14 protein-coding genes and 8 pseudogenes are annotated in these 25,701 nt (G+C 61.3%); 15 read left to right on the top strand and 7 right to left on the bottom strand.

The genetic code is table 11. The features are described from left to right. Positions 1-50: 50 nt before the first annotated feature. Positions 51-347, top strand: a pseudogene (locus BKK79_RS39740) (integrase core domain-containing protein); the annotation flags it as partial. Positions 348-388: 41 nt separating this feature from the next. On the opposite strand, the pseudogene BKK79_RS39745 reads toward BKK79_RS39740, so the two are convergent. Continuing rightward, positions 389-837, bottom strand: a pseudogene (locus tag BKK79_RS39745) (transposase); the annotation flags it as partial. A gap of 164 nt (positions 838-1,001) precedes the next feature. Between BKK79_RS39745 and BKK79_RS36365 the strand changes: the two are divergent. Together BKK79_RS36365 and BKK79_RS36370 are read left to right on the top strand one after the other, a co-directional pair. Then, positions 1,002-1,247, top strand: coding sequence for a hypothetical protein (locus BKK79_RS36365; protein ID WP_008650714.1), 246 nt, complete (start codon positions 1,002-1,004; stop codon positions 1,245-1,247). 761 nt (positions 1,248-2,008) lie between these two features. Beyond that, positions 2,009-3,652, top strand: coding sequence for a glycosyltransferase family 39 protein (locus BKK79_RS36370; protein WP_223277462.1), 1,644 nt, complete (start codon positions 2,009-2,011; stop codon positions 3,650-3,652). Here the strand turns inward: BKK79_RS36370 and BKK79_RS42450 are convergent. Further along, positions 3,581-3,934, bottom strand: a pseudogene (locus BKK79_RS42450) (hypothetical protein); the annotation flags it as partial. The gene BKK79_RS36370 and the pseudogene BKK79_RS42450 sit on opposite strands and share 72 nt — an antisense overlap. A gap of 1,146 nt (positions 3,935-5,080) precedes the next feature. Between BKK79_RS42450 and BKK79_RS36375 the strand changes: the two are divergent. The 5 genes and pseudogenes from BKK79_RS36375 to BKK79_RS41350 form a co-directional block, all read left to right on the top strand. Next, positions 5,081-6,140 (top strand): annotated as a pseudogene (locus BKK79_RS36375) (tyrosine-type recombinase/integrase); the annotation flags it as partial. Positions 6,141-6,220: 80 nt separating this feature from the next. Beyond that, complete coding sequence (gene tnpA, locus BKK79_RS39760; protein WP_011229357.1) at positions 6,221-6,598, top strand: IS66-like element accessory protein TnpA; 378 nt, start codon at positions 6,221-6,223, stop codon at positions 6,596-6,598. Positions 6,599-6,639: 41 nt separating this feature from the next. Continuing rightward, entirely contained in the window at positions 6,640-6,789 is a 150-nt protein-coding gene (locus tag BKK79_RS39765; protein WP_231138527.1) for an IS66 family insertion sequence element accessory protein TnpB, read from the top strand. A 204-nt stretch (positions 6,790-6,993) separates the two neighbouring features. Further along, positions 6,994-8,337 (top strand): annotated as a pseudogene (tnpC, locus tag BKK79_RS36380) (IS66 family transposase); the annotation flags it as partial. Positions 8,338-8,372: 35 nt separating this feature from the next. Next, positions 8,373-8,489, top strand: a pseudogene (locus BKK79_RS41350) (site-specific integrase); the annotation flags it as partial. A 70-nt stretch (positions 8,490-8,559) separates the two neighbouring features. Here the strand turns inward: BKK79_RS41350 and BKK79_RS36385 are convergent. After that, on the bottom strand, positions 8,560-9,570 hold the full coding sequence (locus tag BKK79_RS36385; protein ID WP_011229360.1) for an IS30-like element ISRme10 family transposase: 1,011 nt from the start codon (positions 9,568-9,570) through the stop codon (positions 8,560-8,562). Positions 9,571-9,654: 84 nt separating this feature from the next. Between BKK79_RS36385 and BKK79_RS36390 the strand changes: the two genes are divergently transcribed. Then, positions 9,655-9,918 carry a copper-binding protein gene (locus tag BKK79_RS36390; protein ID WP_011229361.1) on the top strand — a complete coding sequence of 88 codons (264 nt, stop codon included), beginning with the start codon at positions 9,655-9,657 and terminating at the stop codon, positions 9,916-9,918. Between the two features lie 156 nt (positions 9,919-10,074). Here the strand turns inward: BKK79_RS36390 and BKK79_RS36395 are convergent. Further along, positions 10,075-13,015: pseudogene (locus BKK79_RS36395) on the bottom strand (Tn3 family transposase). A gap of 224 nt (positions 13,016-13,239) precedes the next feature. On the opposite strand from BKK79_RS36395, the pseudogene BKK79_RS36400 reads away from it, so the two are divergent. The 3 genes and pseudogenes from BKK79_RS36400 to BKK79_RS40890 form a co-directional block, all read left to right on the top strand. Beyond that, positions 13,240-13,656 (top strand): annotated as a pseudogene (locus BKK79_RS36400) (tyrosine-type recombinase/integrase); the annotation flags it as partial. Positions 13,657-13,849: 193 nt separating this feature from the next. Then, the gene (locus BKK79_RS40885) at positions 13,850-14,227 is read left to right on the top strand and encodes a hypothetical protein (protein WP_157128667.1); all 378 of its coding nucleotides are present in this window, start codon (positions 13,850-13,852) and stop codon (positions 14,225-14,227) included. A gap of 296 nt (positions 14,228-14,523) precedes the next feature. Continuing rightward, positions 14,524-14,724 carry a hypothetical protein gene (locus BKK79_RS40890; RefSeq protein ID WP_017514740.1) on the top strand — a complete coding sequence of 67 codons (201 nt, stop codon included), beginning with the start codon at positions 14,524-14,526 and terminating at the stop codon, positions 14,722-14,724. 74 nt (positions 14,725-14,798) lie between these two features. Here BKK79_RS40890 and lspA read toward each other — a convergent pair whose 3' ends face one another. Beyond that, positions 14,799-15,875, bottom strand: coding sequence for a signal peptidase II (gene lspA, locus BKK79_RS36415; RefSeq protein WP_011229366.1), 1,077 nt, complete (start codon positions 15,873-15,875; stop codon positions 14,799-14,801). Continuing rightward, positions 15,872-18,271: a heavy metal translocating P-type ATPase gene (locus BKK79_RS36420; RefSeq protein ID WP_011229367.1), complete on the bottom strand. Its 2,400-nt coding sequence runs from the start codon at positions 18,269-18,271 to the stop codon at positions 15,872-15,874. The genes lspA and BKK79_RS36420 overlap by 4 nt, the downstream gene beginning before the upstream one ends. Before the next feature lie 86 nt (positions 18,272-18,357). On the opposite strand from BKK79_RS36420, the gene cadR reads away from it, so the two are divergent. The 3 genes from cadR to BKK79_RS36435 all read left to right on the top strand — a co-directional run bounded on the left by cadR (position 18,358) and on the right by BKK79_RS36435 (position 22,322). Then, positions 18,358-18,795 carry a Cd(II)/Pb(II)-responsive transcriptional regulator gene (gene cadR / locus BKK79_RS36425; protein ID WP_008645748.1) on the top strand — a complete coding sequence of 146 codons (438 nt, stop codon included), beginning with the start codon at positions 18,358-18,360 and terminating at the stop codon, positions 18,793-18,795. A 121-nt stretch (positions 18,796-18,916) separates the two neighbouring features. After that, positions 18,917-20,845, top strand: coding sequence for an FTR1 family protein (locus BKK79_RS36430; protein WP_008645747.1), 1,929 nt, complete (start codon positions 18,917-18,919; stop codon positions 20,843-20,845). A gap of 298 nt (positions 20,846-21,143) precedes the next feature. Continuing rightward, complete coding sequence (locus BKK79_RS36435; RefSeq protein WP_035832055.1) at positions 21,144-22,322, top strand: MFS transporter; 1,179 nt, start codon at positions 21,144-21,146, stop codon at positions 22,320-22,322. 410 nt (positions 22,323-22,732) lie between these two features. Here BKK79_RS36435 and BKK79_RS36440 read toward each other — a convergent pair whose 3' ends face one another. Further along, positions 22,733-25,699 (bottom strand): Tn3 family transposase, encoded by a 2,967-nt coding sequence (locus BKK79_RS36440; protein WP_001138070.1) that lies wholly within the window; start codon positions 25,697-25,699, stop codon positions 22,733-22,735. Positions 25,700-25,701 lie beyond the last annotated feature (2 nt).

The raw sequence follows: 25,701 nt of genomic DNA on the forward strand, positions 1-25,701 counted from the left end.
AGTAAACTTGACGCCCCGCAGTTGTCAGCGGGCCTCATCACCCTTAGTACGCCGGGGTGCAGCCCTCGATGGGATCGGCGGGCGATGCTTATGACAACGCCATGTGTGAAAGCTTCTTTGCAACGCTCGAATGCGAGCTGCTGATGCGTTCGCACTTTGCCACGCATGATGACGCGCGGCGCGCCTTGTTCACTTGGATCGAAGGCTGGTACAACCCACATCGCTTGCACAGCGCGTTGCGCTATCGAAGCCCGCAGGAGTTTGAAAGGATGACCGCCCATGACAAGGATCTGACGCAACACTCAGCCTTCACCGCCCCATCACAAGGAGACAACCCATCGAACTAAGATTCCAATGCAGATCTGTCCGAAAAAACGGGGTAACCCCAATCGTCGGTTTGCCTGGCACTGCGCCCGTCTTGCCAGTCTGCAGGCCGAGCAAGCTTCTCTTCTACATTTTTGATCGCGCTACACCGAGAACTTCGCAGACCAGCTTCACAGGTCGTCCCCCGCCAATGAGGTTGAGCGCGCAAATTATTTTCGCGAGGTCATCACCTCCACTGCCTCACGGAGAATCTCGTTCTCCATGGTCTTCTTGCCCCAGCATGCGCTGTAGCTCACGGACTTGCTTGAGCGCGTCGCTCAGGCTCGATGGCGGCACGACTTCTTCACCAGCCCTAACCGCCGATAGACTGCCGTCCTGGTACAGCTTGCGCCAATGAAGGAGGTGATTCGGATTTCCGCCTTGCTGGCACGCCACCATCAACACCGTCTTGCCCGGCTCACAGCTCTCGCGCTCAATCGAAACACAGTCGTATGCCCCCGCCTGTAAGTTCATTGTAAGGGGGAACTGTGTCCGGCAATTCAGGGGGCCGCTCCAGGCTCGCTCCATCCGGATAGCCCCCCCGAAAGCAAGTAAATCGATTAATTATGCGTAAATGAACTGCGCATAAAATAAGATCGCGTCTTGGCACGACTTCCTAAAGCGAGAGGATACAGGCGATGGCCCAGAATGGTGCAATAGTCTTGGAGGCGCCCAGCGGCGATCCAGATGCCGCTGAGTTGCAAGCGGTGGAGATGGAAGCGACCTTGCAGAGCCTGATGCAGCTTGGATTAGTGACGTCGTGGCTGCGGCTCGCCGACAGCTCGTACCGAGTGGAGGTCGATGGAGAAATCATGGAGCAGCTCTCAGTACTCGGATGGGCGCGCAACTGCTGCCCTCGGCGGGCACCCGAATCTCTGGAGTAGCCGCAACTCCCTCTGAGCGTAAGGCGGCGTAGCTCCAGCAGTCTACGTGCACGTGCGTAATGCATTCGGGAAGCGGCTTCTTGACTGGCCGAGCTCATTTTCGCGGCCCGGTCGGTCGAGCCCGGCGCACACTTTAGATCGTGGATGATTTCGCATGGCAACATGCTTCCGGCGAAGATCACGTTATTTGGATGGGCGAGCGCTGGAGCCGTGAATGGATTCTAGTGCTATGCGGCTCACTAAAGCCCAATTGAAGGTGGCCGGGTGTGACGAGCACGCGCTTGATTGGTTGGACTGACGTCCATGGCCATCATTTGATCATCGGCCGCTGTTTGTAAGGTCTTAAGAGGCCTTCCCTCAGGTCCAGCGATCGCGGCGCAACCGCAAAACCGACTGTCAGGCTCCCTCCTCCTTAGTCGCTCGACACAACGCCCTATCCCCAACTTCCCGGTCGATGGCTCCGCACGTCATCTTCCCGTAATCCTTTCGACAGGTCAGGACCCTAAAATCTGTCATCCGGATGCAAAAATATCGCGTTCGAGACATTGCAACGGCCACCTCGCGGCCCAAGCCCTTTCCGTGAATACGGTCTGCAGACTCGGGATCGAAAAGAAGCGCGTGTCCGTTGCAAAGCCCCAGCACCACGATCCTGCGAGTAGCTTTCGGAAGTGGCACAGGCGACGCGTACGTCTGATCGGCAGAAATTTAACCGTAACTACATGGGCCTGCTCTCAAAACGACGGATTTTGCCTGTCTTGACGATGACACTGGCAATGGTCCTTTGGATGTCGACACTAGCCATTCGCCCGCTGTATGAACCCGATGAGGGGCGTTACGCAGAGGTTCCGCGGGAAATGTTCGTCTCGGGCGACTGGGTCACGCCGCGGTTAAATGGCGTCAAGTTCTTCGACAAGCCACCCCTTCAGTATTGGGCGACCGCCGGCGCCTATACGCTTTTCGGGCCGTCCGAATGGACAGCAAGGATCTGGAGTGCTCTTGTGGGACTGCTGGGCGTACTTGTCGCATGGTGGGCTGCGCAAAAGCTCTATGACAAGCACGTTGGCCTGGCTTCAGCGTCGGTACTTATCGGCGCACCCTTATGGATTCTCGGCTCGAATCTGACAACGACGGACATCGGCGTCGGCTCACTGCTCGGCAGTGCGGCTCTCGTTTTCGCTGTGGCTTACCAGCGTCGGGACTATCGCTTATACCCGATTATCTGGCTGTTGGTCGGTCTGGCATTTCTTGCCAAAGGCCTGATCGCTCTCGTATTGCCAGCAATAACGCTGGCGCTGTACGTGGCGATCACGCGACAGCGATCCGCGTTCTTCAGCGGGAAATTCTGGCGCTGGAGTCCGCTTGCGGTGGCAATCACAGCGCCTTGGTTCATTGTGGTGTCCTTGCGCAACCCCGAATTTCTGAACTACTTCTTTATCCACGAACACTTCGCAAGGTTTTCTTCCGCGATACACGAGCGAGACAAGCCAGTCTGGTTTTTCCTTGCCGTTGCCGCGGCGGGTGTGCTGCCGTTCATTGGCTTGATCCCTCGTGCTTTCTCTTTCTGGTCTCGCAGCGCTCGGGCGACGCAGCACTTCGATTCGAGATTGTTTTTGTCACTCTGGGTTGTTGTTGTCCTTACCTTCTTCTCGATCTCCCGCTCCAAGCTGCCGCTGTATATCCTGCCAGCCTTTCCACCGATGGCGGTGCTGCTTGCGCACCGTGCTATGTCCGGAGTCCGCCCCACGTTGGCTGCAAGCTTTCTTGCCATGCCAGTGCTCGCGGTGACGATCGGCTTCCTGCTGTGGCATCCGACCTTGTCAAATGCGCTACTGAAGCGCGACGTCAGCGATCCGGCAACGTTGCAGACCTGGGGCTCCATCACCGTAGGCATTCTCGCGATCGGTGGCTTTCTGGCCTTTGGGATCGCCCTGCGCGGCCGCAGGCTCTGCGCGGTTGCCGTCGCTTCGCTGGCGACGCTGGCCGGCCTTCAGGCTGGCTTGATGGCGTCTCGGGCGTTTGGATCCCTCTCCATCAAACCACTTGGCTTGGAAGCCAAGGCGGCGTCCCGCGTTGACACAGAACTGTTCGACGTGGGACAAATTGACCGAGGCCTAGCATTCTACACCGAGCGATTACCTACCATTGTCGGCGCCAGATCCGAGCTAGATCTTGGCTTCTCGGTCGAGCCTGGAAAGTGGATTGCTAATGAAGAGGCCTTTGCGCAGCGATGGAAGACCCCTGGTCACAAGCTCGCGGTCATGCGGCACGAGACGTTCGTCGTGATCATCGCCCCATGCTGGCATGCCGGTCATCTTCAAGCCGTGTTTGATCACTACAAAGGCGTGCTTGGGATCGACCCTGCTCTGATCCAGACGCGGCGGCGAGGGATAAAGTCCACGCGCTAACTGATTGTCTGGTAAGCCTGGTGCACGATGGCAAGCCACACACATAGAAGCATACTGACCCGCTCCTTTGAAAATACGCTGCGCATCGTTCAGATTTGGCGGCTGCAGTTCGTCGGATTGCCGCTCCATGGCGCGGGAACGCACCATCGCCAAAACGTTTTCTGTGATCCGCCAATCAGGTTCATCCGCGGCCACGCTATAAGTGCCCGAGAACGCGATTCCGAGTCCAATTACTGCCACAAGGAGCAGCGAGACAAGGATCGAAAGTCCGAAGGTTTTCATTGCGCGTTCACCTCTGTTTCGGCAGCGTCAGAATAGTTACGGCGTAAATTCTAGTTCGATACGTGGCTGGGAGGTGCACAGCAAGGAAAATCCCGGCCTGCCCGCGCTCGGCCTTCGGGCCAATTGCGCTGGGGGACTGGGCGCTTACTGCATCAACGAAGTCCGGTTGCAGTTCCGGCAGCGGATCGTCGTTGGCCCATTCTCCAAGCACGACGCGTGCCTGACAGGACATTGCCGCCACGTCATTATCCCGTAATGGATTCCAGCGATGACGAGTCGATATGGATTCAGATACGCCCACGAGATCACTAGTATTTTGTCCGTTTGTGCAGGGAGCGCAGAAGCTGGCGCCGGGCTAGCTGCAAATGCCACATGAACGGAGAAGTGGACCAAAAGAGCGGACTGCGACCTGCCGCTCTCCCGCCAGCCTCGAGCATGAAAGTTCTACATGTTTTGGTGTGAGTTACATTGGACGCGACGCGAGAATCCCCGTACATTGCCGCGGCGCGCCGACAAAAGGTGCTCGGTGCCTTGCGGCGTCAGTTATTGCATACTGTTGCACGCTTGCGAGCATCGCTCGCAGGCCTTCGCACAGTCCAGACAATGTTGCGCTGCGTGCTTGGCGCATTCAGCACCGCATTCTTCGCAAATTCGAGCGCATAGCTGGCAAATCTCCTTTGAGTGTTCGCTTGCGCGAGACATAGCAGCAGCAGCAAACGCACAAATTTGTGCACAGTCTATATCGAGCTCTATACACTTCCGCATTTCATCGACGTTCCGTTCTCGCAGGCAGGAAGCTGCACAATGATTGCAGGCGACTGCGCACGCGTGACAGGCATCAATACACGCTCTGAGGTCCTCATGTGGCATGACAAATCTCCTTCGGAATAGTTTGATCGGCGTATTGGAAATACGCCATTCCAACAACAGCAATTCGCGCGCCAGACTTGCTCGTATGGGGACCCGCCAACATCGCCCTCGTGGTGGGATCGGCTGCTGCCGAGTGCGACGAGCATGCGGAACCTGTTGTCGCAGTGGGGCACCGCATAGCAAATGGCCTCAAATTGAAATGCACAATCAGTCGGCCCGATTACCCGCTGCGCGCATGCTGCGCTCCCATATATCGATGGTGATCTAAAGCACGCGCTTACCGAGCGTGCCCGCGCCTTGATCGTCGCTGACCGACGGGCCATCGTGACACCGTGGGAACACCTGCGGCTGCCACACGAGGTCGACGGCTCCGCCGGCGCCTTCCGCGCTCCGCTGTCGACCTACATCCTGGGCATGGACAACGATTACGAGGACATCCAGGCCTGGCTGGCCCTGCACAAATCCCCGGCCACGCAGCGCGCCTATCGCAAGGAAGCCGAACGGCTGATCCTGTGGGCCATCGTCGCGCGAGGGAAGGCCCTTTCATCCTTGACGACCAAGGATGCAACGACTATCGGACATTTTTGCACAGACCCACGCCGCGCGAGTGCTGGGTTGGACCCCCGCGGCCACACACGTCGCCGGACTGGCGCCCGTTTGTCGACAACCTCTCGGCGCGCTCGGTCGCCCATGCGCTGACCGTGCTCAGCGCGCTGTTCCGCTGGTTGGTGGAACAGCGCTATGTACTGGCCAACCCCTTGGCGGGCATCAAGGTGCGCAGTAACCAGCGTGCCATGGCCGTGGAAATCACCCACGCCTTCACCGATGGAGATGGCTGCTGGTGCGCACCATCGCCAACGGCCTCGAGTGGTCGTACGGCTGGCAAGCCGCGGCCGCACAGCGGCTTCGCTTCCTGCTGGATTTCGGATACGCGACGGGACTGCGGATCAGCGAATTGGCCAATGCCGCGTTGCGTCATCTCGACGTCGACGCCGCGGGCGATCACTGGCTGCACCTGGTCGGCAAAGGTGGCAAGCCCGCTAGGGTTACATTGACGCCCTTGGCGCGGACGGCGCTGGAACGCCACCTGCTGGAGCGCGGGCTCCCTGTCAGCCTCGCTCGCTGGAACCCACCTAAGCCCATAGTCGGTAGCCTGGATGGTGGCGAAACCGGTATCACGCCCCTGCGCCTGTGGGAAGTCATGCACCGATTCTTCAGGCTCGCAGCGAACACGATTGAAGGCGATCATCCAGCGTTGGCAGAGAAGCTCCGACGGGCGATACGACAGTGGATGCGCCACAGCCACGCGACGCACGCACTGGCGAAGGGTGTCGAACGTAAGCGCCCGGTGAACCCGTCTTGAAGGGAAGCAGGAGAGCAAGGAGCATCGTGTCCATCTAAATTCTTGGTGGACACGTGAACACTATCGAAGAGAGCGCACCAGCGCGACGCCGACGTCGGCACAGCGCCGAGTTCAAGGCTAAAGCCGTCCAGGACTGCCTGCATCGGGGTGTTTCGATTGCGGCGGTAGCGCTGCACCATCGCGTGAACGCGAATCTGCTGCGACGCTGGGTCGCTGAACACCAAGCGTTGGATAGCGCGGGCGAAGCCCGTGCATTGATGACAGTACCCCAAGCCGAGTTCATCCCGTTGCAGATCGGCGATCCCACGCCGACGCCTGCGATACCGGATATACAGATCGAAGTGCGACGCGGTGCTGCGACGATCAGTATTCGTTGGCCAGGATCGGCCGCAGCAGAGTGTGGCGAATGGCTTCAGGGGTGGTTGCGTTGATCCGCATCGAGGCAATCTGGCTAGCTACCGAGCCGCTGGACATGCGAGCGGGAACAGATACGGTCTTGGCTCGGGTGGTGAAGGTATTCGGAGCCGCCCGACCGCATCATGCTTATCTCTTCACGAACAAGCGCGCGACGCGTATCAAGGTGCTGGTGTACCCTGCCTTGGCAACGCCTGGGCCGCGATGAGGCGATCACCGTGCTTTAGTCGTGGCTTGGTACAAGGGCCGAGCGTCCATTGGGGGCTGTGCCAATAGTTGGAGTGACGGGGAACTGGCAAGATTCGGAACATGAATCCCGCAATAAGGGCCGCTTCGTCTGGACCGACGGTATGACGGCCATCGCGACGCCGCTGTGCCGAGAGCAACTGGATGCGCTGGTGCTGGGACATCTGCCCAGGCAAGCTTGCTGGAGGAAGCCCTCGATGCAGACCTTGAGGCAATCGAAGCCGAGCTCGAAGCACTGACTCCTTCATCCAGGTCGGAGCCCAAGGACAAGCCGAAGCGCCAAGCACTTCCACCCCAATTGCCTCGCACTGAGATCCGTCACGAGCCGGAGTCCGAGACTTGCACATGCGGCTGCGCGCTCAAGCGCATTGGCGAAGACGTCAGCGAGAAGCTGGACTACACCCCTGGCGTGTTCACGGTCGAACGTCATATCCGGGGCAAGTGGGTATGCGGTCAATGTGAGACTCTCACCCAGGCACCCGTTCCTCCGCACGTCATCGACAAGGGCATCCCCACCGCCGGCCTGCTGGCGCATACGCTGGTGTCCAAGTTCGGCGACCATCTCCCTCTGTACCGGCAAGAACGCATCTACGCAAGCGCCGGCCTGGCGATCCCGCAATCGACGCTGGGCGCGTGGGTCGGCATCTGCGGCGTGCGTCTGCAACCGCTGGTGGATGCACTGCAGGCGGAGGTATTGACCCAGAGCGTACTGCATGCCGACGAGACACCAGTGCAGATGCTCTCGCCAGGCGACGGCAAGACGCATCGCGCCTACCTGTGGGCCTACGCACCGAGCCAACTCTCGTCATTACGTGCGGTGATCTATCAGTTTGCCCCCAGCCGCAGCGGCGAACATGCCCGCGCATTCCGGCGGGGCTGGCTGGGCAAGCTGGTATGTGACGACTTCTCGGGCTACAAGGCCAGCTTCGGCGGCGGCATCGTCGAGATTGGGTGCATGGCTCACGCGCGTCGTAAGTACTTTGAGTTGCACGACAAGCACAAGAGCGAATTGGCTGGCCAGGCGCTGCGCTTCATTGCTGGGCTCTACGAGATCGAGCGAGAGGTGCGGGACGCCGAGCCAGAACTACGCCTGGAAGCGCGACAGCAGCGGGCCAGACCAATCCTGGATGCGCTGCATCTCTGGCTTAGTGAACAAAGGCGGAGGGTGCCCGACGGCGCGGCCATCGCGCGTGCCATCGACTACAGCCTCAAACGCTGGGCGGCGCTCGTGCGCTACGTTGAGGATCCAGCCGTGCCCATCGATAACAATCATATCGAAGGGCAAATACGGCCTATCGCTCTTGGATGATCGAACTGGCTGTTCGCGGGCTCACTGCGCGCTGGCCAGCGCGCAGCCGCAGTCATGAGTCTGATCCAGTCGGCGAAGCTCAATGGGCATGATCCGTACGCCTACCTGAAAGACGTGCTTACGCGACTGCCGACTCAGAAGACCGCCGACATCGCGGAGCTCCTGCCACATCGCTGGACTGCTTCCGTCCTTCCTGCGTAGCCCCGTCGAGACGGGTTCACCGGGCGCTTACTGTCGAACTGAGCGCTGTGCGCGACAACCTGCGCCACGCCTCAATTTCGACCACGTCCATCTACTTGCATACCGATGACGTCAAGCGGGCCCGGCAATTCGGCCAGGCATTCGCTACCTGAATCTCTTATTAAGGAGGGTGCCGTGAGTACGGAACGCGAGAAGATGGCAGCGCTGGCCGTGACAGCGGTTTCAAGTCTGAGATGCAACACCAGTTCGTAATTTGTTGATCTCTTCGGCCATGGCTTCGGCGGGAGTGGCGAAGTCGAGAACCGCCCGAGGGCGATAATTCAGCGCCTTCGGGACTCCGTTCAAGTACCCCTGCGAGAAGACCGATAGATCGTCGCCTTTCGGTAGATACTCCCGAACCAGTCCGTTCATGTTCTCGTTGCTTGGCCTCTGCCACGGACTGTGCGGGTCGGCAAAGAACACTTCGGTACTGACTCGCCTGGTCAGCTCTGCGTGATGCGCCATCTCTTTGCCCTGGTCGTAGGTCAGGCTCTTGCGAAGCGCCAGCGGCACCCGACGGAACTTCTTGGTCAACGCCTCCAGCGCTGCCTCCGCCCCGCAACCGTCCATCTTCGCCAACACCACGAAGCGCGTCTTGCGTTCCACCAGCGTCGCCACTGCGCTGCGATTGCCCGCGCCCTTGATCAGGTCGCCTTCCCAATGCCCAGGCACCAGCCGCTCGAACACCTCCTCGGGCCGCTCGTGGATCGAGCGCATATCCTGCAGCTTGCCTCGGCGATCGTTCCCCGCGCCCCGTGAACGACGCTCCTTGTGGGCCTTACGCAGGCTGCCGATTAGCTCGCGGCGCAGCTCACCGCGCGGCGTGGCGTAGATCACGCAGTAGATCGTCTCGTGGGACACATGGAACTCCGGCTGGTGGGCATACATGCGCCGGAGTCTGCCTGCAATCTGTTGCGGTGAATAGCCCACGCGCAGCCATGCTCTCACCAGCTTCAGCAGCGCCGTGCCTGCTGCCAGCTTGCGCGGCCCACGTCGACGCCTTCTCAGCGCCATACCCTGCGCGCTCGCAGCATCGTAGGAACGATGACCTCCGGCCCGGGCAACCTCGCGTGAAATAGTCGACGGACTTCGCCCCGCCACTCTCGCGACCTGACGCAGGCTGCACCCCTCGTTTAGCAGGCGATGACTACAGTTACGCTCTTCGATACCCAGTTGACTGTAGCTTTGTCCCATCCCAACACCCTAACATCAGGGTGTTGCACTTCATTCTAGAGACCGCCCCCTATAGGTGCTGCGCTACCCGGCACCGCCGCAACGATGGAAGGCATGGACATGACGCCGTCGGCGGGTGCAAAGAAGGCGCCTCAGCCTGTGCCCGCGGAAGTGCGGAAGATTGACGCGGCAACTGGAAAAATCACACTCAAGCATGGTCCCATCGCCAACCTGGGCATGTCTGCCATGACCATGGCTTTCCCGGTCAAGGACCCGGCCATGCTAAAGGGGCTGAAGGAAGGAGACCAGGTCTCGGCGACGTTCGATTCTGTCGACGGCAAGGCCACCGTTGTGGACCTGCGGAAATAGACTCGCTGTTGGCGGTCAAACGGTTTAGCTATAAAGGCTGCCGGAATGGCCGGCACGTCAGACGAAACAACCTGACAGGCCGGCCTCCACTTATCAGCTTAGGAGAAAGCCGTTCCGTATGGGAAGTTCCATCGGCTCAAAGACCTGTAAATGAGGTCATGCTGTACGCCAGGTCGACGGTACTGTCTGCACGCTTGTCGCATTCGGTGGTAGGCGGTGCGCGTAGCGTGCAATCGGAAAATCGAAAGTACCGCGCAAGTTGATACCTTCCAGACGAGTCGGAGCGATCTGGCGCAGGTCTTCGGCACGCATGGATTCTCCTCCGATGGCCTCTATCGCCTCTAGAGCCTCCTGCATGTGCAGCGTGTTCCAAGCCATCACGGCATTGGTCAACAGCGTCAACGAAGACGAGACCGCTGCCAGCGACGCATCGTGCCGAGCTAGTTCCAAGGGGATTTTTCCATAGTGGATGGCCCGCTGGACGGTGTGCACCGCCTCGCCGCGATTCAAGGCATGCTGCATCTCCTGGCGGAACGCGGTGTTGGTGAAATAGTCGACGAGGAAAATCGTACGGAATAGCCGTCCCAGGTGCACACCCGCCTCATACACGTGTTGCCCCCTTGCCGCCGCGCCAAAACGTGTAAGCGCCTGCACCGCCGTGCATTGGCCGGTCTGGACCGATGCCGCAATCCTGACCAGTTCATCCCAGGCAAGTTCGATCAATACCAGACGGACATCGGCGTCCGCTACTGCGGCCAGTTCTGGCGGCACTGCATGGCCTTTGGGTACATGCAGCCGGCGATCACGCAGATGAGAGAGTCGCGGGCAGAGATCGAAGCCGAGCAGCCGTGACAGACTCATGGCGAAGTCGGTGTAGCCGTGGGTATCAACGGCGAGCTGCGTTACGTCTTCCCCGCCATTCTGGCGAATCACGCCCTCGATGGCGGCGCCGGCTTGTCTCTCATTCAGGAGGATTGGCTGGTCGTAGAAAATGCCCCACCGGTCGCGGACATGGGTGTACATCCCAATCGAAGCGGTACGCCGACGTGGGTCAGCCCGCGCTTGCCAGACCGAGCGCGTCGTCTCCAGCGACATCATGTCGGAAGACGCCAACTCGGCGCGCCCCCAATGCCGGGCGATGGGATGCTGATGCATGAAAGCAAGCACTGAATCAGCGGCTTTACGCAGTTTCCGCTCGTCCGCGATACGATCGCATCATCTGACGAATCGCGCTTGGTGAAAGTTCCGGCACCATGCGAGCGAGGTCCGTCGCAGACATCGAGGTCCCGTGCGCGAGCACAGCGGCGTAGACCATGAGCAGCTCACTGCGAGAATACGGTTCTCGCCCCAGCAGAAGCCAACTGAAATGAGTGTGGCTGTCGATTTCCAGAAGAATTTCAGGCAGTTGTCCGTCTGGGTGCCGGTCAAATAGCGCACGCCGCAGGGCCTCAACCGAAGCTTCGGGCCGCTTCGCCTTTAATGGATCAACATGGATGGCGCTATCGATCCTTAGCTCGCCCCGCACGGCGGCATCGCGCAGCCGGGCGAGCCCCGCGTCGAGGTGCTCGACCACAGGTTCCAAAAATGCTCTTGCGTCCTGCGGCAGTTTGAGATGGCCATAGAAGTGGTTGCGCCGCGCCTGCCAATCCTGGCCGGAAATCAGCATGGTTGCTTGGCTGCGGAAGGCGAAGCTGTGATCCAGGAATACCGAGCCATTGCGTAGCGCCACCCGCAGGGCAAACAGCGTTCCCCATTCGAAGGCGGCCAGCGCTCGCTTACGGTCCTGCCCCTCCAGTACTGGCTGCCAGGCTCGCCCGAAGCGCACGGCAACCCGATTTGGTAGCCAATTAGCCTTCCGCGCATAGAGATTGTGCAAGATCTCCATTGCCTCTATCACTGGATGGGCGGACTGCGTGGCGAATGGCAGCTGGACCAGCCTGCCCAGCATGGCTCTCGCAAGCCGATGCCGCAACAGCAGTTGCTCTCGAATCATGCTGGCACGGCTTCGCAGGCGATGCTGGCTCGTTGCGGCGTCGGCCAAAGCATCCAATTGTTGGCAGAGCGTTTCTCGTGTGAGCGTGTCATCAGCGATGAGCCCTTTGACGGCTGCCGCAAATTCTCGCAGCTTGATTTCTGGATCCGGCCGGCCAGCGTCAATGAGCCGTCCTGCGTCGTTGACGGATTTGCGGATCCAGTGGCGCAGCATGGACGACATCTGGTCCGTGGCAGCACACAAGGCATAGCGCAAGAAGCAAGCAGACTCCAAGCGGCGGGATTGCTGCACCATGCGTTTGCTGACCGAGGCCGGTCGATTGGCGCAACGTCTCGCGTAGTGCCGTACCACCGCCTCATTGCAGACGGCCGGCCAGCGATGTTGGACGCCCAACTTGTACAGCCGCTCGATCTTGTCAAACAGCTCCCCCATTTGATGCGTGGAGCTGCGCAATGGAACCGCCCACAGCCATTGCTGCAGACTTGCTTGATTGCCTTCCGGACGAGGTAGCAATGCCCCCCAAGCGTCAAGCGATGCCTCGCCATATGCGAGCACCAACGCGTCAGTCAATGCCGCCTCGGAAACCTCCACGGCCTGGCTAATGAGGCGTTTCAGCGCACGGTCATGCGGGATCAGAACACGATGCTCGTACAGCCACCGCTTGAGCTCGTGCAGCATGTCACTGCGACTAGGTTGTCCCGCTAAGCGCTCTTTGAGCCAACGCGTCACGTAGCGTCGCTGATGCTCAGCCATCGGGCTGAAACCGAGCGCCTGATAGGCGAGCATCTGATGGTCCACCAGCGTGTCGGTGCGCCGGTCATAGAGGGCGCTCAGCGTGCCCATATCCGGTGGCGTGATGCCGAGTTGGGCGCCAACATATGCCCAGAGAAATTTCGGAACCTGCTTGGAGGCGTCAAGGGTGCGGCCCGTCATACGCACAAAGCCGATGTGGACGGCGCAGGCCAGCCGGTACAGCTGGCTGCGCCGTGCGTCGATCAGGGCGCGCTCCTTGGGAGAGAAAGTGAAGAAAGTGGCTAGCTCGAACTCGCTGAGCTCGCGCGGCATCTGTCGCATGCCGAGATACGCCAGTTGCCAGTGATCCATCGCGCTTTTCTCCCAAGCGGTAGACGGACCGCCGAGATTAACGGCAAGGACACGGAGACGCAATGAGCTGCCTGATACGTGCCTCGTGCGCCACGTATGACATTCAAAATCTTGAGTCAGTAACCCATTGATTTACATGACTATCGTGTTGGCCATTGCCCGGAAACCCGCATGAATACTCTGGGTCGCTATCCCGGCAAACTGCAGCAATATCAAGGGCACCCCTGATGGCCGAGTTTGCTCGCTATCGTGCGTTCCACGGCCTGCTGCCGATGCCGGCGCCCGGTGAGCTGAGCCCGGCCATCCTGAGCGTTGCCGGCGACGCGCAGCGGCACCTCACGCCGACAGCGGTCTATCTGATCGCGAAGGAAGTGTTCCGGCGGGCGGCCGCCGTGTTAGAGACGAGCGATCCGGTCGGCGCGGCGACGCTGGCGCGTGCCTCGACGCACTGGCTGCGCCATTCCGCGGCTTCGCACCAGGCCGACGCCGGCACCGATATCCGCTTTATCCAGAAGAACCTGCGGCATGCGTCGATTGAGACGACTGGCATCTACCTGCACGCCGAAGACGACCGACGCCATGCGCACACCGTGGGCGAGCAACAGGGTCAACCATTCACCGCGCCCGCTTCGCCACAGTAGGCGCTTATCGTCCCTGTCATTTGTGAGGCGCTCTGCCCCACCGGCTTGCGCTGGCGGCGCGCCGACGCCGGCATGCGCACCTACCAAAGCGCCGCGCTTGCGCAACTACCTACAGGCGTAGGCACCGTCGTTGCCCCAACGCCGCCTCATCGATCGCGCGCGCCAAAGCTCGTGTCGGAACCCATTGGCCCCCTTGCGCAATGAATCGCGCGGACGCGTCAACGACGGGTTGCTTGCTCTCATCCACGGATGCGGCGAAGACGGGGGCAACGACCGACTCCGCGAGCGCAAATTGCTGCTTTTCGAATGCCCCTGGATCGAGGCAACCTTCGGCATCGAACGTGAGAATGGAAAACGTCGTTCGAACGACGCGCACTGGCTCTCTGGCCACCAGTTCGACGACCACATCGGCCATGCGTGCGCGTTGCCCGGCAAAAGTGGACAAGCAGTGGTTGGCCGGCTCCCGCAACATCCGCTGGAATTTGGTGGTTGGCAGCTGCCAGAGAGTATCGTCACGGGCAATGAGAAACTTTCGGCAAGAAAACCCCATAGCTGCCCCCATGGACTTTGAGATTCCACAATGTCTCGTCCCGCTCGGACGGTTCTCCCCGCACATCGTACACCGAGAGCATGACCGGGACTTGCGCTGTGACGAAGGTCGCTTCCCGGCCAGAAGCCCCCCTGGCTCCCTCGCATGAAAGCCGCCATTCCGTGCCGTTTTCGCCCCCGATGTCGCGCGTCGCCTGCCAACGAAATCATGCAAGTTTTGGGTTGTAGGGCGGCGCCTCGCGCCAGACGTCGTTGCAAATCAGCCAAATACACTGGCATCATGGGTGTTCGGCTACTGTCTCTTATGCGGTTGCGACCATGCTCCACGACCAGATCGTTGACATCCTCCTGAGTAGGGCGTCCACTCCCGAACAACTGAGTGCGCCGAGCTGTCCAGGCGTGTATGCATTCTTTCTCAATTGCCAAGATGCGATCGCCCCTTTTGAGGTGCCGACCAACGGGCTTATCTACATTGGCAAGTCGGCGAATCTGGCACAGCGCGAGTTCGACGCAACCTGAGTTCGAACAACACGGGCTTCTCGACGGTGCGGCGCTCGATTGGCGCGATCCTCCATTGCAAGGAATAGTAGTGGCTACGCCGTGGAATTTGCTCGGATTTGCCCGCCGCGACGCCGCGTAGCCACGATCAAGCAGACCGCACCGACCGTGATCGCCACGTCGGCCAGGTTGAATGCAGGCCAATGTGTCCCTCGCCAGTGGAAATCGAGGAAATCCACCACAGCTCCCCGCAAGAGGCGATCTGCAGCGTTACCCAACGCACCACCCAAGATCAAGCAATAGCCAGCCGCCTCCCATCTCGGCGCGCCCCTGCGAAGCTGGTCAATTAGCCACAGCGAAATGCACATCGCAAGCGCGGCAAAACCGACACGCGCCCAGACGCCAGCGCCCGCCAGCAGGCTAAACGCCGCACCGTTGTTCCTGACATGCACAAGATTGAAAAATGGGGTAATGCCGACTTGCTCGCCATACCCAAAGAGCTGTGAGATGACGGTCTTTGCAAGTTGATCGCCTAGTAGCACCGCGGCTGCCAAGGCGTACCAGGCACCGCTTGCACGCGTCGCCATTGTCCTGATTGCGCCCGGCAGCATCCTCACCAGGAAGCCAGCGAGCATCAGGCTAACGGTGGCGATCCCCCAGCCGGCCAGCACATCGGCGGGGAAGTGCATGCCTGCAGCAATGCGCGACCAGCCGACCAGCACGACATAGACAATCAAAGCCAGTCTCCGGCGAATGCCCAGCAGCGGCCACAACGCCCCGGCAACCAGTGCGGCGTACGTGGAGTGGCCGCTCGGTAGGCTGTAGCGCTCCTCCACCGTGCCGAGCACATGATCCAACTGGCCAAACACTGCCGCCGGGCGCGGGAAATCGAGCCCGAGCTTCAAGCATGAGGCGATTGCAAATGCGATCCCGAAGCCGACTACAAATTGAAGAAGCTGACAGCGAATCGCCATGGTGCGCCTAGCCTCTGCCGTTGAACTTGACCATGCCCACAGCCCAAGCACGACCACGGGCGCTGTCCAGTAGTTGCCCAGGACATTGCTGAAGAGCCAGGCAAGCGGCATCAGGAACGCCGGCGTGGCCGCGTTGATAAGCTGAAAGAGTGCACCGTTCAAGCCGCCCCAGTCGTAAAAAATGGCCTTCCAGCTCATCGACGCAACAGCCTCAATCCATTGCCGACCACCAGCAGGCTGGCGCCCATGTCGGCGAACACGGCCATCCACATCGTGGCCTGGCCAGTGAAGGTGAGCACCAGGAACACCGCCTTGATGCCGAGCGCCAGAGCGATGTTCTGCTTCAGGACGCTGGCGGTGGCACGGGACAGCCGCACGAACGTCGGCAGCTTGCGCAGATCGTCGTCCATCAACGCCACGTCGGCAGTTTCGATCGCCGTGTCGGTTCCTGCCGCGCCCATCGCAAAGCCAATGTCCGCTCGCGCCAACGCCGGCGCATCGTTAATGCCGTCGCCCACCATGCCAGTCTTCCCGTCCGTTGACAGTTGTTCGACTTCCCGCAGCTTGTCTTCGGGCAGCAGATTGCCCCGACTGCGGTCAATGCCGACCTGGCCAGCAATTGCCGTGGCGGTATGCGGATTGTCGCCCGTCAGCATCATCGTTTTGACACCCAAGGTGTGCAAATCGGCAATGGCTTGACGGCTATTCTCCTTCACTGTGTCGGCCACTGCGAACAACGCCTGCACCCCCTCTGGTCCGACCAGCATTACAACGGTCTTGCCTTCGGCCTCAAGCGCAGCGAGCCGCGATTCGAGTTCTGGCGAACAGACGCCCAGTTCCTCGACCAGCCGGTGGTTGCCCAGATGGTAGGAGTGGTCATCGACGCTGCCACGCACCCCACGGCCAGGCAATGCCGCGAAATCGGCGACGTCGCAAGGTATCAATCCTTCACCTTCGGCGGCGCGCGCCACCGCCAGGGACACTGGGTGATCCGAGCGGGCAGCCAGGCTCGCAGCCAGCAGCCTGGATGTGGCCGGATTGGCGTCGCCCCACACCACGAAATCGGTCAGGGCGGGCTTGCCGTGCGTGATGGTGCCAGTCTTGTCCAAGGCCAACCACTTCAGCTTGCGCCCCTCTTCCAGATAGACGCCGCCTTTGATGAGGATGCCATGCCGCGCGGCCGCGGCCAGGCCGCTGACAATGCTCACCGGCGTGGAAATCACCAGAGCGCAGGGGCAGGCGATCACCAGCAGGACCAGGGCCTTGTAGATCCAGTCCAGCCACGGTCCACCGAACACCAACGGGGGTAGAACCGCCACCGCCAAGGCCACGGCGAATACGACGGGTGTGTAGAGGCGGGCAAACTGGTCGACGAAGCGCTGCGTCGGTGCGCGGCTTCCCTGGGCCGCTTCGACGGCGTGAATGATGCGCGCCAATGTTGACGCGTTGGCTGCCGCCGTGACGCGGAATTCGAATGAGCCGGACTCGTTGATCGTGCCAGCGAACACAGGATCGCCCTCGATCTTTTCGACCGGCAGGCTCTCGCCGGTAATCGGTGCCTGGTTGACGGTGGAGCGCCCCTCAATGACCTGACCGTCGAGGGCGATGCGTTCACCAGGTTTGACTCGAATCCGGCTACCAACTGCGACGGCCTTGGCATCCACCTCGGCCCAACTGCCGTCAGCTTGCTGAATCAGTGCGGTATCCGGTGCGAGATCCATCAGGCCGCGAATGGCGTTGCGGGCGCGATCCAGCGACTTGGCCTCGATGACTTCGGCCAGCGCAAAAAGCACCATCACCATCGCCGCCTCGGGCCAATGACCAATCAGCATGGCGCCAGTGACCGCAATGGACATCAGCGCATTCATGTTCAGGTTGCGATTCCTGAGCGCGATCCAGCCCCTCTTATAGGTGGTGAGGCCACCAGTGAAGATGGCCGCCAGCGCCAGCGCGACCACGCCCCAATGGTTGCCACCATGGAGCCAGTACACGACCTCCGCCAGCGTCGCGGCCACCCCTGACACCGCAAGCGGCCACCAGTTCGTGCGCGCGGGCCCCGGTGCCTCGGCCGCTGCGGGGGCACCGGCGCTGCGCACTTCGGCGTCGAAGCCGAGTGATTTCAGGGCTGTAAGCACGTGGGATAGCGTGTCAGCCGCATGCCAGACGTGCAGCGTCCGCTGCACCAGATTGAACTCGAGGCTGGCGACGCCAGGTATGCCGGCAAGCTTGCTGCGAATCAGCGCCTCCTCGGTCGGGCAATCCATCTGGTGGATGGCCAGTACCGTATTTTGCAGGGGCGTTGCTTCGTCCATGCGAACCGCCCGCATCCCGATGGCCGATAGCGCCTCCTCGATAGGGCCCGGTGACGCCATCTGGTGGCTAACGGCTAGCGTTCGCTGCATCAAATTGAACTCAAGTCCTCCCACGCCGGGCAGTTTCGCGAGCTTGTCGCGAATCAGCGCCTCTTCGGTCGGACAGTCCATGTTTTCGATTCGGTAGCGCGCCTGCTTCAGCCCCGCGCCAACCGTGCTCGGTTCTGGGTTGCGCGTCGCAACGGAAGCGCAGCCACATCCCTTCGAGCCACATTCGCTCATGGCAACCCCTTGTGTGTATTCATCTCGCGTTGCCGATTTAACACCCTCTAGTTACTATAGAGTCAAGACATCTCCCATCCGACGCCATGAATATCCAGATCGGCGAGCTTGCCAAGCGCACCGCATGCCCGGTGGTGACCATTCGCTTCTACGAACAAGAAGGGCTGTTGCCGCCGCCGGGCCGCAGCCGGGGGAATTTTCGCCTGTATGGCGAGGAGCACGTGGAGCGCTTGCAGTTCATTCGTCACTGCCGGTCTCTGGATATGCCGTTGAGCGACGTACGGACCTTATTGAGTTACCGGAAGCGGCCCGACCAGGATTGCGGTGAAGTCAATATGCTCTTGGATGAGCACATCCGTCAGGTCGAATCTCGGATCGGAGCTTTGCTCGAACTGAAGCACCATTTGGTGGAACTGCGCGAAGCCTGTTCTGGTGCCAGGCCCGCCCAATCGTGCGGGATTCTGCAGGGACTGTCGGACTGCGTGTGTGATACGCGGGGGACCACCGCCCATCCAAGCGACTAGGTGGGCATCCCTGGCGCCGTACTTCGTCTCCTGCATTTGGATAGTGGCATCGTGCCGGCAAATAGAATTACAATCATTCGCATTTGTACGCGAAATCGCTGTTCTGCCGGTAAGGCCTCCCATGCAAGCCCTGCGTCTCCTTTCGATTGTTCTGCTCTCTCTGTTCGTGACGGTCTCGACCGCACAGGCAGATCCTCTCGCCACGCAAGACAAGGCCAAGCAAATCTGGCAAGTACTGGACTACCTTGCTGTCGACTATGGCCGGTCCGTCAAGGATGGCCACGTCGCCAACGAAGCCGAGTATGCCGAGATGCAGGAGTTCGCGCAGGCCGCTGAACGGCAGCTAACCGAGTTGCCGCCGACGCCAGCCGCGCCAGAGTTGGCCAAGGAAGCGGCGGCGTTGCGCGCATCCATTGCAGAAAAGGCCCCGCCCGAATCAGTCGGCGAGCAAGCTCGCAAACTGGCCGGCGGACTCCTCGCAGCCTATCCGGTCCCGATGGCCCCCGGCAAGCTGCCCGATCTGCAACAAGGGGCAAAGCTGTATCAAAGCCAATGTGCTTCGTGCCACGGCGTTTCCGGGCACGCGGACGGCCCACTAGCTGCAAAGCTGAGCCCGCCACCGATCGCCCTGGCTGATCACGAGCGCGCCCAGGAGCGCAGCGTCTTTGCCCTACAGCAAATCATCACGCGCGGGGTAGAAGGGACGTCGATGCCGGCATTTGCTCAACTCTCGGACGAGGAACGCTGGGCGCTCGCCTATTTTGCCTCGACCCTTTCGTATTCGGATGCCGACCGCCAGGCCGGCGCCAAGCTGTGGACCTCTCAACCGGCTCTCCACGCAGCCGTGCCCACGCTGGCCTTGTTAAGCCAGACCTCCGAGGCTGCGCTCGCCAAGACCGTCGGGGCGGATGCCGCTCGCCAACTGACCGCGTACCTCAGGAGCACGCCGGGCTCGGTCACCGCGTCAAGCACCGACAGCCTGATGATCGCCAGAGACAAGCTGAAGGAAAGCTTGGCCACCCTGGACAAGGGCGACAGGCAGTTGGCTTCGCGGCTGGCGTTGTCTGCCTATCTCGACGGCTTCGAGCCCGTCGAGCCGGCGCTGGCTGCCAAGAACCAGGCGCTGTTCCAGGATATCGAGAAGACGATGGGGCTCTATCGCAATGCTGTGACAGCGGGCCAGGTGGAACGCGCCCATGAAATTGCGCAGAAGTTGCAATCGCAGCTTGACGACGCACAGGAGGCGCTGGGCGGCACCAATGACGCCATATCGACCTTCCTCGGCGCCCTGACAATCCTGCTACGAGAAGGGCTTGAAGCCCTGTTGGTGGTCGTCGCGATGATGGCGTTCCTGAAGAAAGCGGATCGCACCGATGTCCTGCCCTACGTGCATGCAGGCTGGGTTACTGCGCTGGCGGCCGGTGGGCTGACCTGGGCGGTAGCCACCTATGTCGTCGACCTGAGTGGCGCCAGTCGCGAGATGACGGAAGGTTTTTCCGCAGTGTTTGCCGCAATCGTGTTGCTTGGCGTGGGCATGTGGATGCACCAGAAGAGTCTTGCGGGTCGCTGGCAGGCCTATGTGAAGGCGAAGCTGTCCTCGGCATTGAACAAGAAATCAGCGCTGATGCTGTTCCTGCTGTCGTTCGTGACCGTCTATCGAGAAGTGTTTGAAACAGTCCTCTTTTACGCTGCCCTGTGGACAGAGGGCAACGGTGTATTTTTGCTCGCAGGACTTGCGTCGGGTATCGCCATCCTGGCCGCGATCGCCATCGTGCTCCTGCGCTCCACGGCGCGCCTGCCGATTGGTCAGTTCTTTGCCTTCAGCTCAGCATTGGTCGGCGTGTTGGCGGTCGTTCTGATTGGTAAAGGCATAGCTGCGCTTCAGAAAGTCGGCTTCCTACAAGTTACGCCGATCTCCATGCCTCGTATCGACGTCCTGGGCATTTATCCGTCCGTCCAGACCGTCGTAGCGCAAGTCCTGATTCTGCTCATTATCGCCGCAAGCGTCGTCTACAATTTGCGGTCGCACCGGCCATCTACCCAGGTGTAACGCCGCCAATGCGGCTCCGCGCTGGGGAGAACCGTCTCCTCGGCTCGGCTTGCCTGCCGTGGGCCGTGGAGCGCCTCACCGGCGTAACATCTCGCCAATTCTGGCGCCTCCCCGATAGCAAGCGAGCGCGAGGTGCCCCTAAACTGGGTGAATTCATTCGAGCGCCCGATTTAACCGTGCGGCTCCCGTGCGTCTTGCATGGGCTCAAGCATCGTCCCGGCGTCAACCTTGCCTCATAGAAATCGCCGTGACCGCATCCCATCGCACCACGTTATGCCAGATCCCGCCTGCGATCTGGATGTTGGGCTTTGTCAGCCTGCTGATGGATCTTTCGTCGGAGATCATACATAGCCTGCTCCCCATCTTTATGGTGACGGCGCTTGGCGCCAGCGCCTTCGACGTTGGACTCATTGAAGGCTTCGCCGAGGCGACCGCCCTGATGGTAAAGGTCTTCTCGGGGGCGTTCAGCGACTACCTCGGCAAGCGCAAATGGCTCGCGGTACTGGGCTATGCGCTTGGCGCGGTGTCCAAGCCATTCTTCGCACTGGCGCCCGGCGTGGGAACCGTACTGGCGGCGCGTCTCACGGACCGAATCGGCAAGGGCATTCGCGGCGCCCCTCGCGATGCGCTGGTCGCGGACATCGCACCGCCGCACCTCCGGGGCGCCGCCTTCGGCCTAAGACAATCGCTGGACACCGTGGGAGCCTTTCTCGGGCCGCTGAGTGCTATCGGCCTGATGTATCTGTGGGCGAATAATTTCAGGGCCGTCTTCTGGGTGGCAGTCATCCCAGGCATCCTCTCAGTCTTGCTGCTGATGCTCGGGGTGCGAGAGCCCCACACCCATGTCGACGCCAAGCGAACCAACCCCATCAAGTGGGCAAACCTTGTTCGTCTTGGACGATCGTACTGGCAAGTGGTCGCGATTGGGGCGCTGTTCATGCTGGCTCGGTTCAGCGAGGCGTTTCTGGTGCTGCGCGCCCAACAGGTCGGTTTGCCTCTGTACTTGGCGCCCCTCGTGCTGGTCGCGATGAACGTGGTGTATTCCCTGTCGGCCTATCCCTTTGGCAAGCTGTCCGATAGTCTGCCTCATACCACGCTGTTGGCATGGGGTCTGGTGGCCCTTATTCTCGCCGACCTCGTGCTGGCGATAGGCGCGTACTGGGCGGTAATGCTGGCCGGCGTGGCGCTATGGGGGCTGCATATGGGCATGACCCAGGGACTGCTTGCCACCATGGTAGCCGACACCGCGCCCGAAGATCTGCGAGGCACGGCGTTCGGCTTCTTTAATCTGGCGAGCGGGCTGGCGCTTCTCATTGCCAGCGCGTTGGCCGGCTTGCTTTGGGACCGGCTCGGAGCAGCCTTCACGTTCTATGCAGGTGCGGCTTTTTGCGCGGTCACCATTGCGCTGATCTTTGTCGCTCAGCGTGACACGCCGCAAGTGGCAGGCCAAGGGTCGGGCAGCGATCATGGCCGCTGATGACCACGATCCACATGATCGCCTCTCCGCGCTTCACGCCCGGCAGGTTGCCGCGATTTCTTTCGTCCCGCACGTGCCCACCGGGCTGCGTCCGGTGGCCCCTCCGCGATTTCGTCTACCAGTCGACGCAGCCTGCAGCGGGCAGCCTTCGCGCTATCCGCACCTCGCACGGCTCAGACTTTTTCGGGCGGCCCCGAACCTCTTCGGCCTGACAGCCACGCAAAGCCAAGGAAGGCCAACGGCGCAAGCACCAGGCTGTAGCTCAGCCAGGCACCGTAGATCCCGTTGGGACCGTACGGTTCTGTCATGTCATGCCAGTATCGATTATCGACAAACGGCAATGCGCCGGCCTCGGAGAATTCGTGCAGCGCATAGATGGGGTCGCCTCAGAAAACGGAAAATAAAGCACGCTAAGCCGGTTGCAGCGGTCGTAGCGGCCTGAACTTGCCCGCGCCGATCTTGGCGCTGCTGCGCCAGAGGTAATCGCCGGTGAGGTTGATGTGCTCCCAACCGAGCGGCGACAGGTACTGCAACAGCGCGTCATCAACGGCATGGCCGTTGCCACGCAGCGCGTGCGCAGCCCGTTCCAGATAGACCGTGTTCCACAACACGACGGCAGCCGTTACCAGATTGAGGCCGCTAGCCCGGTAGCGCTGCTGCTCGAAACTGCGGTCGCGGATTTCACCCAGGCGGTTGAAAAACACTGCCCTGGCCAGCGCATTGCGCGCCTCGCCCTTGTTCAGGCCGGCATGCACGCGGCGGCGCAGTTCCACGCTTTGCAGCCAGTCCAGGATGAACAGCGTGCGCTCGATGCGGCCCAGCTCGCGGAGCGCCACGGCCAGGCCGTTCTGGCGTGGGTAGCTGCCGAGCTTTCGGAGCATCAGGGAGGCCGTCACCGTGCCCTGCTTGATCGAGGTGGCCAGCCGCAGGATTTCGTCCCAATGGGCGCGGACGTGCTTGATGTTGAGCGTGCCGCCGATCATGGGTTTCAGCGCGTCATAGGCGGCGTCGCCCTTCGGGATGTAGAGCTTGGTGTCGCCCAGGTCGCGGATGCGCGGCGCGAAGCGGAAGCCCAGGAGGTGCATCAGGGCGAAGACGTGATCGGTGAAGCCCGCCGTGTCGGTGTAATGCTCCTCGATCCGCAAGTCGGACTCGTGGTACAGCAGGCCGTCGAGCACGTAGGTCGAATCGCGCACGCCGACGTTCACGACCTTGGTGTGAAATGGCGCGTACTGGTCAGAAATGTGGGTGTAGAACGTCCGCCCTGGGCTGCTCCCGTATTTCGGGTTGATGTGGCCGGTGCTCTCGGCCTTGCTGCCGGTGCGGAAGTTCTGGCCGTCCGACGATGAGGTGGTGCCGTCGCCCCAGTGCTCGGCGAAGGGATGGCGGAACTGTGCGTTGACCAGATCGGCCAGCGCCGCCCCGTAGGTTTCGTCGCGGATGTGCCAGGCTTGCAGCCAAGCCAGCTTGGCGTAGGTCGTGCCGGGGCAAGACTCCGCCATCTTGGTCAGGCCCAGGTTGATCGCGTCGGCGAGGATCGTGGTCAGCAACAGGTTCTTGTCTTTGGCCGGGTCGCCCGATTTCAGATGCGCGAAATGCCGAGTGAAGCCCGTCCATTCGTCCACCTCCAGCAGCAGTTCGGTGATCTTGACGTGCGGCAGGATCATTGCCGTCTGGTCGATCAGCGCTTGGGCGGTGTCGGGTACCGCCGCGTCGAGCGGCGTGATCTTCAAGCCTGACTCGGTGATGATGGCGTCCGGCAGCTCGTTGGCCGTCGCCATACGGTTGACGGTGGCAAGCTGTGTTTCCAGCAGCGTCAGCCGGTCGTTCAGGTACCGGTTGCAGTCGGTGGCCACGGCCAGCGGCAATTCGCTGGCCTGCTTGAGGCTGGCGAATTTCGCGGGCGGCACCAGGTAGTCCTCGAAGTCCTTGAACTGGCGCGACCCCTGCACCCAGATGTCGCCGGAACGCAACGCGTTCTTCATCTCCGACAGCGCGCACAGTTCGTAGTAGCGCCGGTCGATGCCGGTGTCGGTCATGACCAGCTTCTGCCAGCGCGGCTTGATGAACTCGGTCGGCGCGTCGGCGGGCACCTTGCGGGCGTTGTCGCTGTTCATGCCGCGCAGCACCTCGATGGCGTCGAGCACGTCCTTCGCGGCGGGAGCGGCCCGCAGCTTGAGCACGGCAAGGAATTCCGGCGCGTAGCGGCGCAGCGTGGCGTAGCTTTCGCCGATGCGGTGCAGGAAATCGAAGTCCTCGGGCTGCGCAAGCTTCTGCGCTTCGGTGACGCTCTCGGCGAAGGCATCCCAGGACATGACGGCCTCGATGGCGGCGAACGGATCGCGGCCCGCCTGCTTGGCCTCGATCAGCGCCTGGCCGATGCGGCCGAACAGCCGCACCTTGGCGTTGATCGCCTTGCCGGACGCCTGGAATTGCTGCTGATGCTTGTTCTTGGCGGCGTTGAACAGCTTGCCCAGGATGCGGTCGTGCAGGTCGATGATTTCGTCGGTGACGGTGGCCATGCCCTCGATGGCAAGCGCCACCAGGGTGGCATAGCGTCGCTGCGCCTCGAACTTGGCCAGGTCGGCGGGCGTCATCTGGCCACCCTCACGGGCGATCTTGAGCAGGCGGTTCTGGTGCACCGACCGCTCGATGCCAGAAGGCAGGTCGAGCGCCTGCCACGCTTTGAGGCGTTCGATGTGTTCCAGCATGTGCCGCGAATTCGGTTTGACGGGCGATTGGCGCAGCCAGGCCAGCCAGGTCGTTTTGCCGTTGTCCCGACGCTTGAGCAGATCGTCGAGGCGGCGGCGATGCGCGTCCGACAGCGGTTCGGCCAAGGCATCGTAGATGCGCCGGTTGGCGCGGGTGATTGCTTCGGCGCTCGCCCGCTCGACGGCGTTGAGGGCAGGCAGAATGACCGACTGCTGCCGCAGGTGCTCGATCAAGGTGCTGGCCAGCACGATGCCCTTGTCGGTCTGCAAGGCCATCTCGGTCAGCAACTGGACGGCCTGCCGGTAGTGGCCCATGGTAAAGGGCTGGAAGCCGAACACCGTTTGCAGTTCGACCAGGTGCTCGCGCCGGGTCTGCTCCCGCTGCCCGTATTCGTCCCAGCTTTCGACGCTGACCTTGAGCTGGTCGGCGACCAGTTTCAACAAGGGCGGAAACGGCGGCTCATCGACGCCCAGGATGACACCAGGAAAGCGCAGGTAACAGAGCTGCACGGCGAAGCCCAGCCGGTTGGCCGGGCCGCGCCGCTGCCGGATGATGGAGAGGTCGGTTTCGCTGAACGTGTAGTGACGGATCAACTCATCCTTGGTGTCCGGCAACGCCAGCAGGCTTTCGCGCTCGGCGGCGGACAGGATTGAACGACGTGGCATAT

It is taken from the genome of Cupriavidus sp. USMAA2-4 (assembly GCF_001854305.1).
Lineage (GTDB): Bacteria > Pseudomonadota > Gammaproteobacteria > Burkholderiales > Burkholderiaceae > Cupriavidus > Cupriavidus malaysiensis.

Excerpts from the sequence above, each read along its gene's own strand:
- BKK79_RS36365 (WP_008650714.1), top strand. The coding sequence starts at position 1,002 with ATGGCCCAGAATGGTGCAATAGTCTTGGAGGCGCCCAGCGGCGATCCA.
- BKK79_RS36430 (WP_008645747.1), top strand. The coding sequence starts at position 18,917 with ATGCAAGCCCTGCGTCTCCTTTCGATTGTTCTGCTCTCTCTGTTCGTG.
- BKK79_RS36385 (WP_011229360.1), bottom strand. The coding sequence starts at position 9,570 with ATGGGACAAAGCTACAGTCAACTGGGTATCGAAGAGCGTAACTGTAGT.
- BKK79_RS36440 (WP_001138070.1), bottom strand. The coding sequence starts at position 25,699 with ATGCCACGTCGTTCAATCCTGTCCGCCGCCGAGCGCGAAAGCCTGCTG.
- lspA (WP_011229366.1), bottom strand. The coding sequence starts at position 15,875 with ATGAGCTGGAAGGCCATTTTTTACGACTGGGGCGGCTTGAACGGTGCA.
- BKK79_RS40890 (WP_017514740.1), top strand. The coding sequence starts at position 14,524 with ATGCTCCACGACCAGATCGTTGACATCCTCCTGAGTAGGGCGTCCACT.
- BKK79_RS36435 (WP_035832055.1), top strand. The coding sequence starts at position 21,144 with ATGTTGGGCTTTGTCAGCCTGCTGATGGATCTTTCGTCGGAGATCATA.
- cadR (WP_008645748.1), top strand. The coding sequence starts at position 18,358 with ATGAATATCCAGATCGGCGAGCTTGCCAAGCGCACCGCATGCCCGGTG.
- BKK79_RS36370 (WP_223277462.1), top strand. The coding sequence starts at position 2,009 with ATGACACTGGCAATGGTCCTTTGGATGTCGACACTAGCCATTCGCCCG.
- BKK79_RS39765 (WP_231138527.1), top strand. The coding sequence starts at position 6,640 with ATGCGAGCGGGAACAGATACGGTCTTGGCTCGGGTGGTGAAGGTATTC.
- BKK79_RS36390 (WP_011229361.1), top strand. The coding sequence starts at position 9,655 with ATGGAAGGCATGGACATGACGCCGTCGGCGGGTGCAAAGAAGGCGCCT.
- BKK79_RS36420 (WP_011229367.1), bottom strand. The coding sequence starts at position 18,271 with ATGAGCGAATGTGGCTCGAAGGGATGTGGCTGCGCTTCCGTTGCGACG.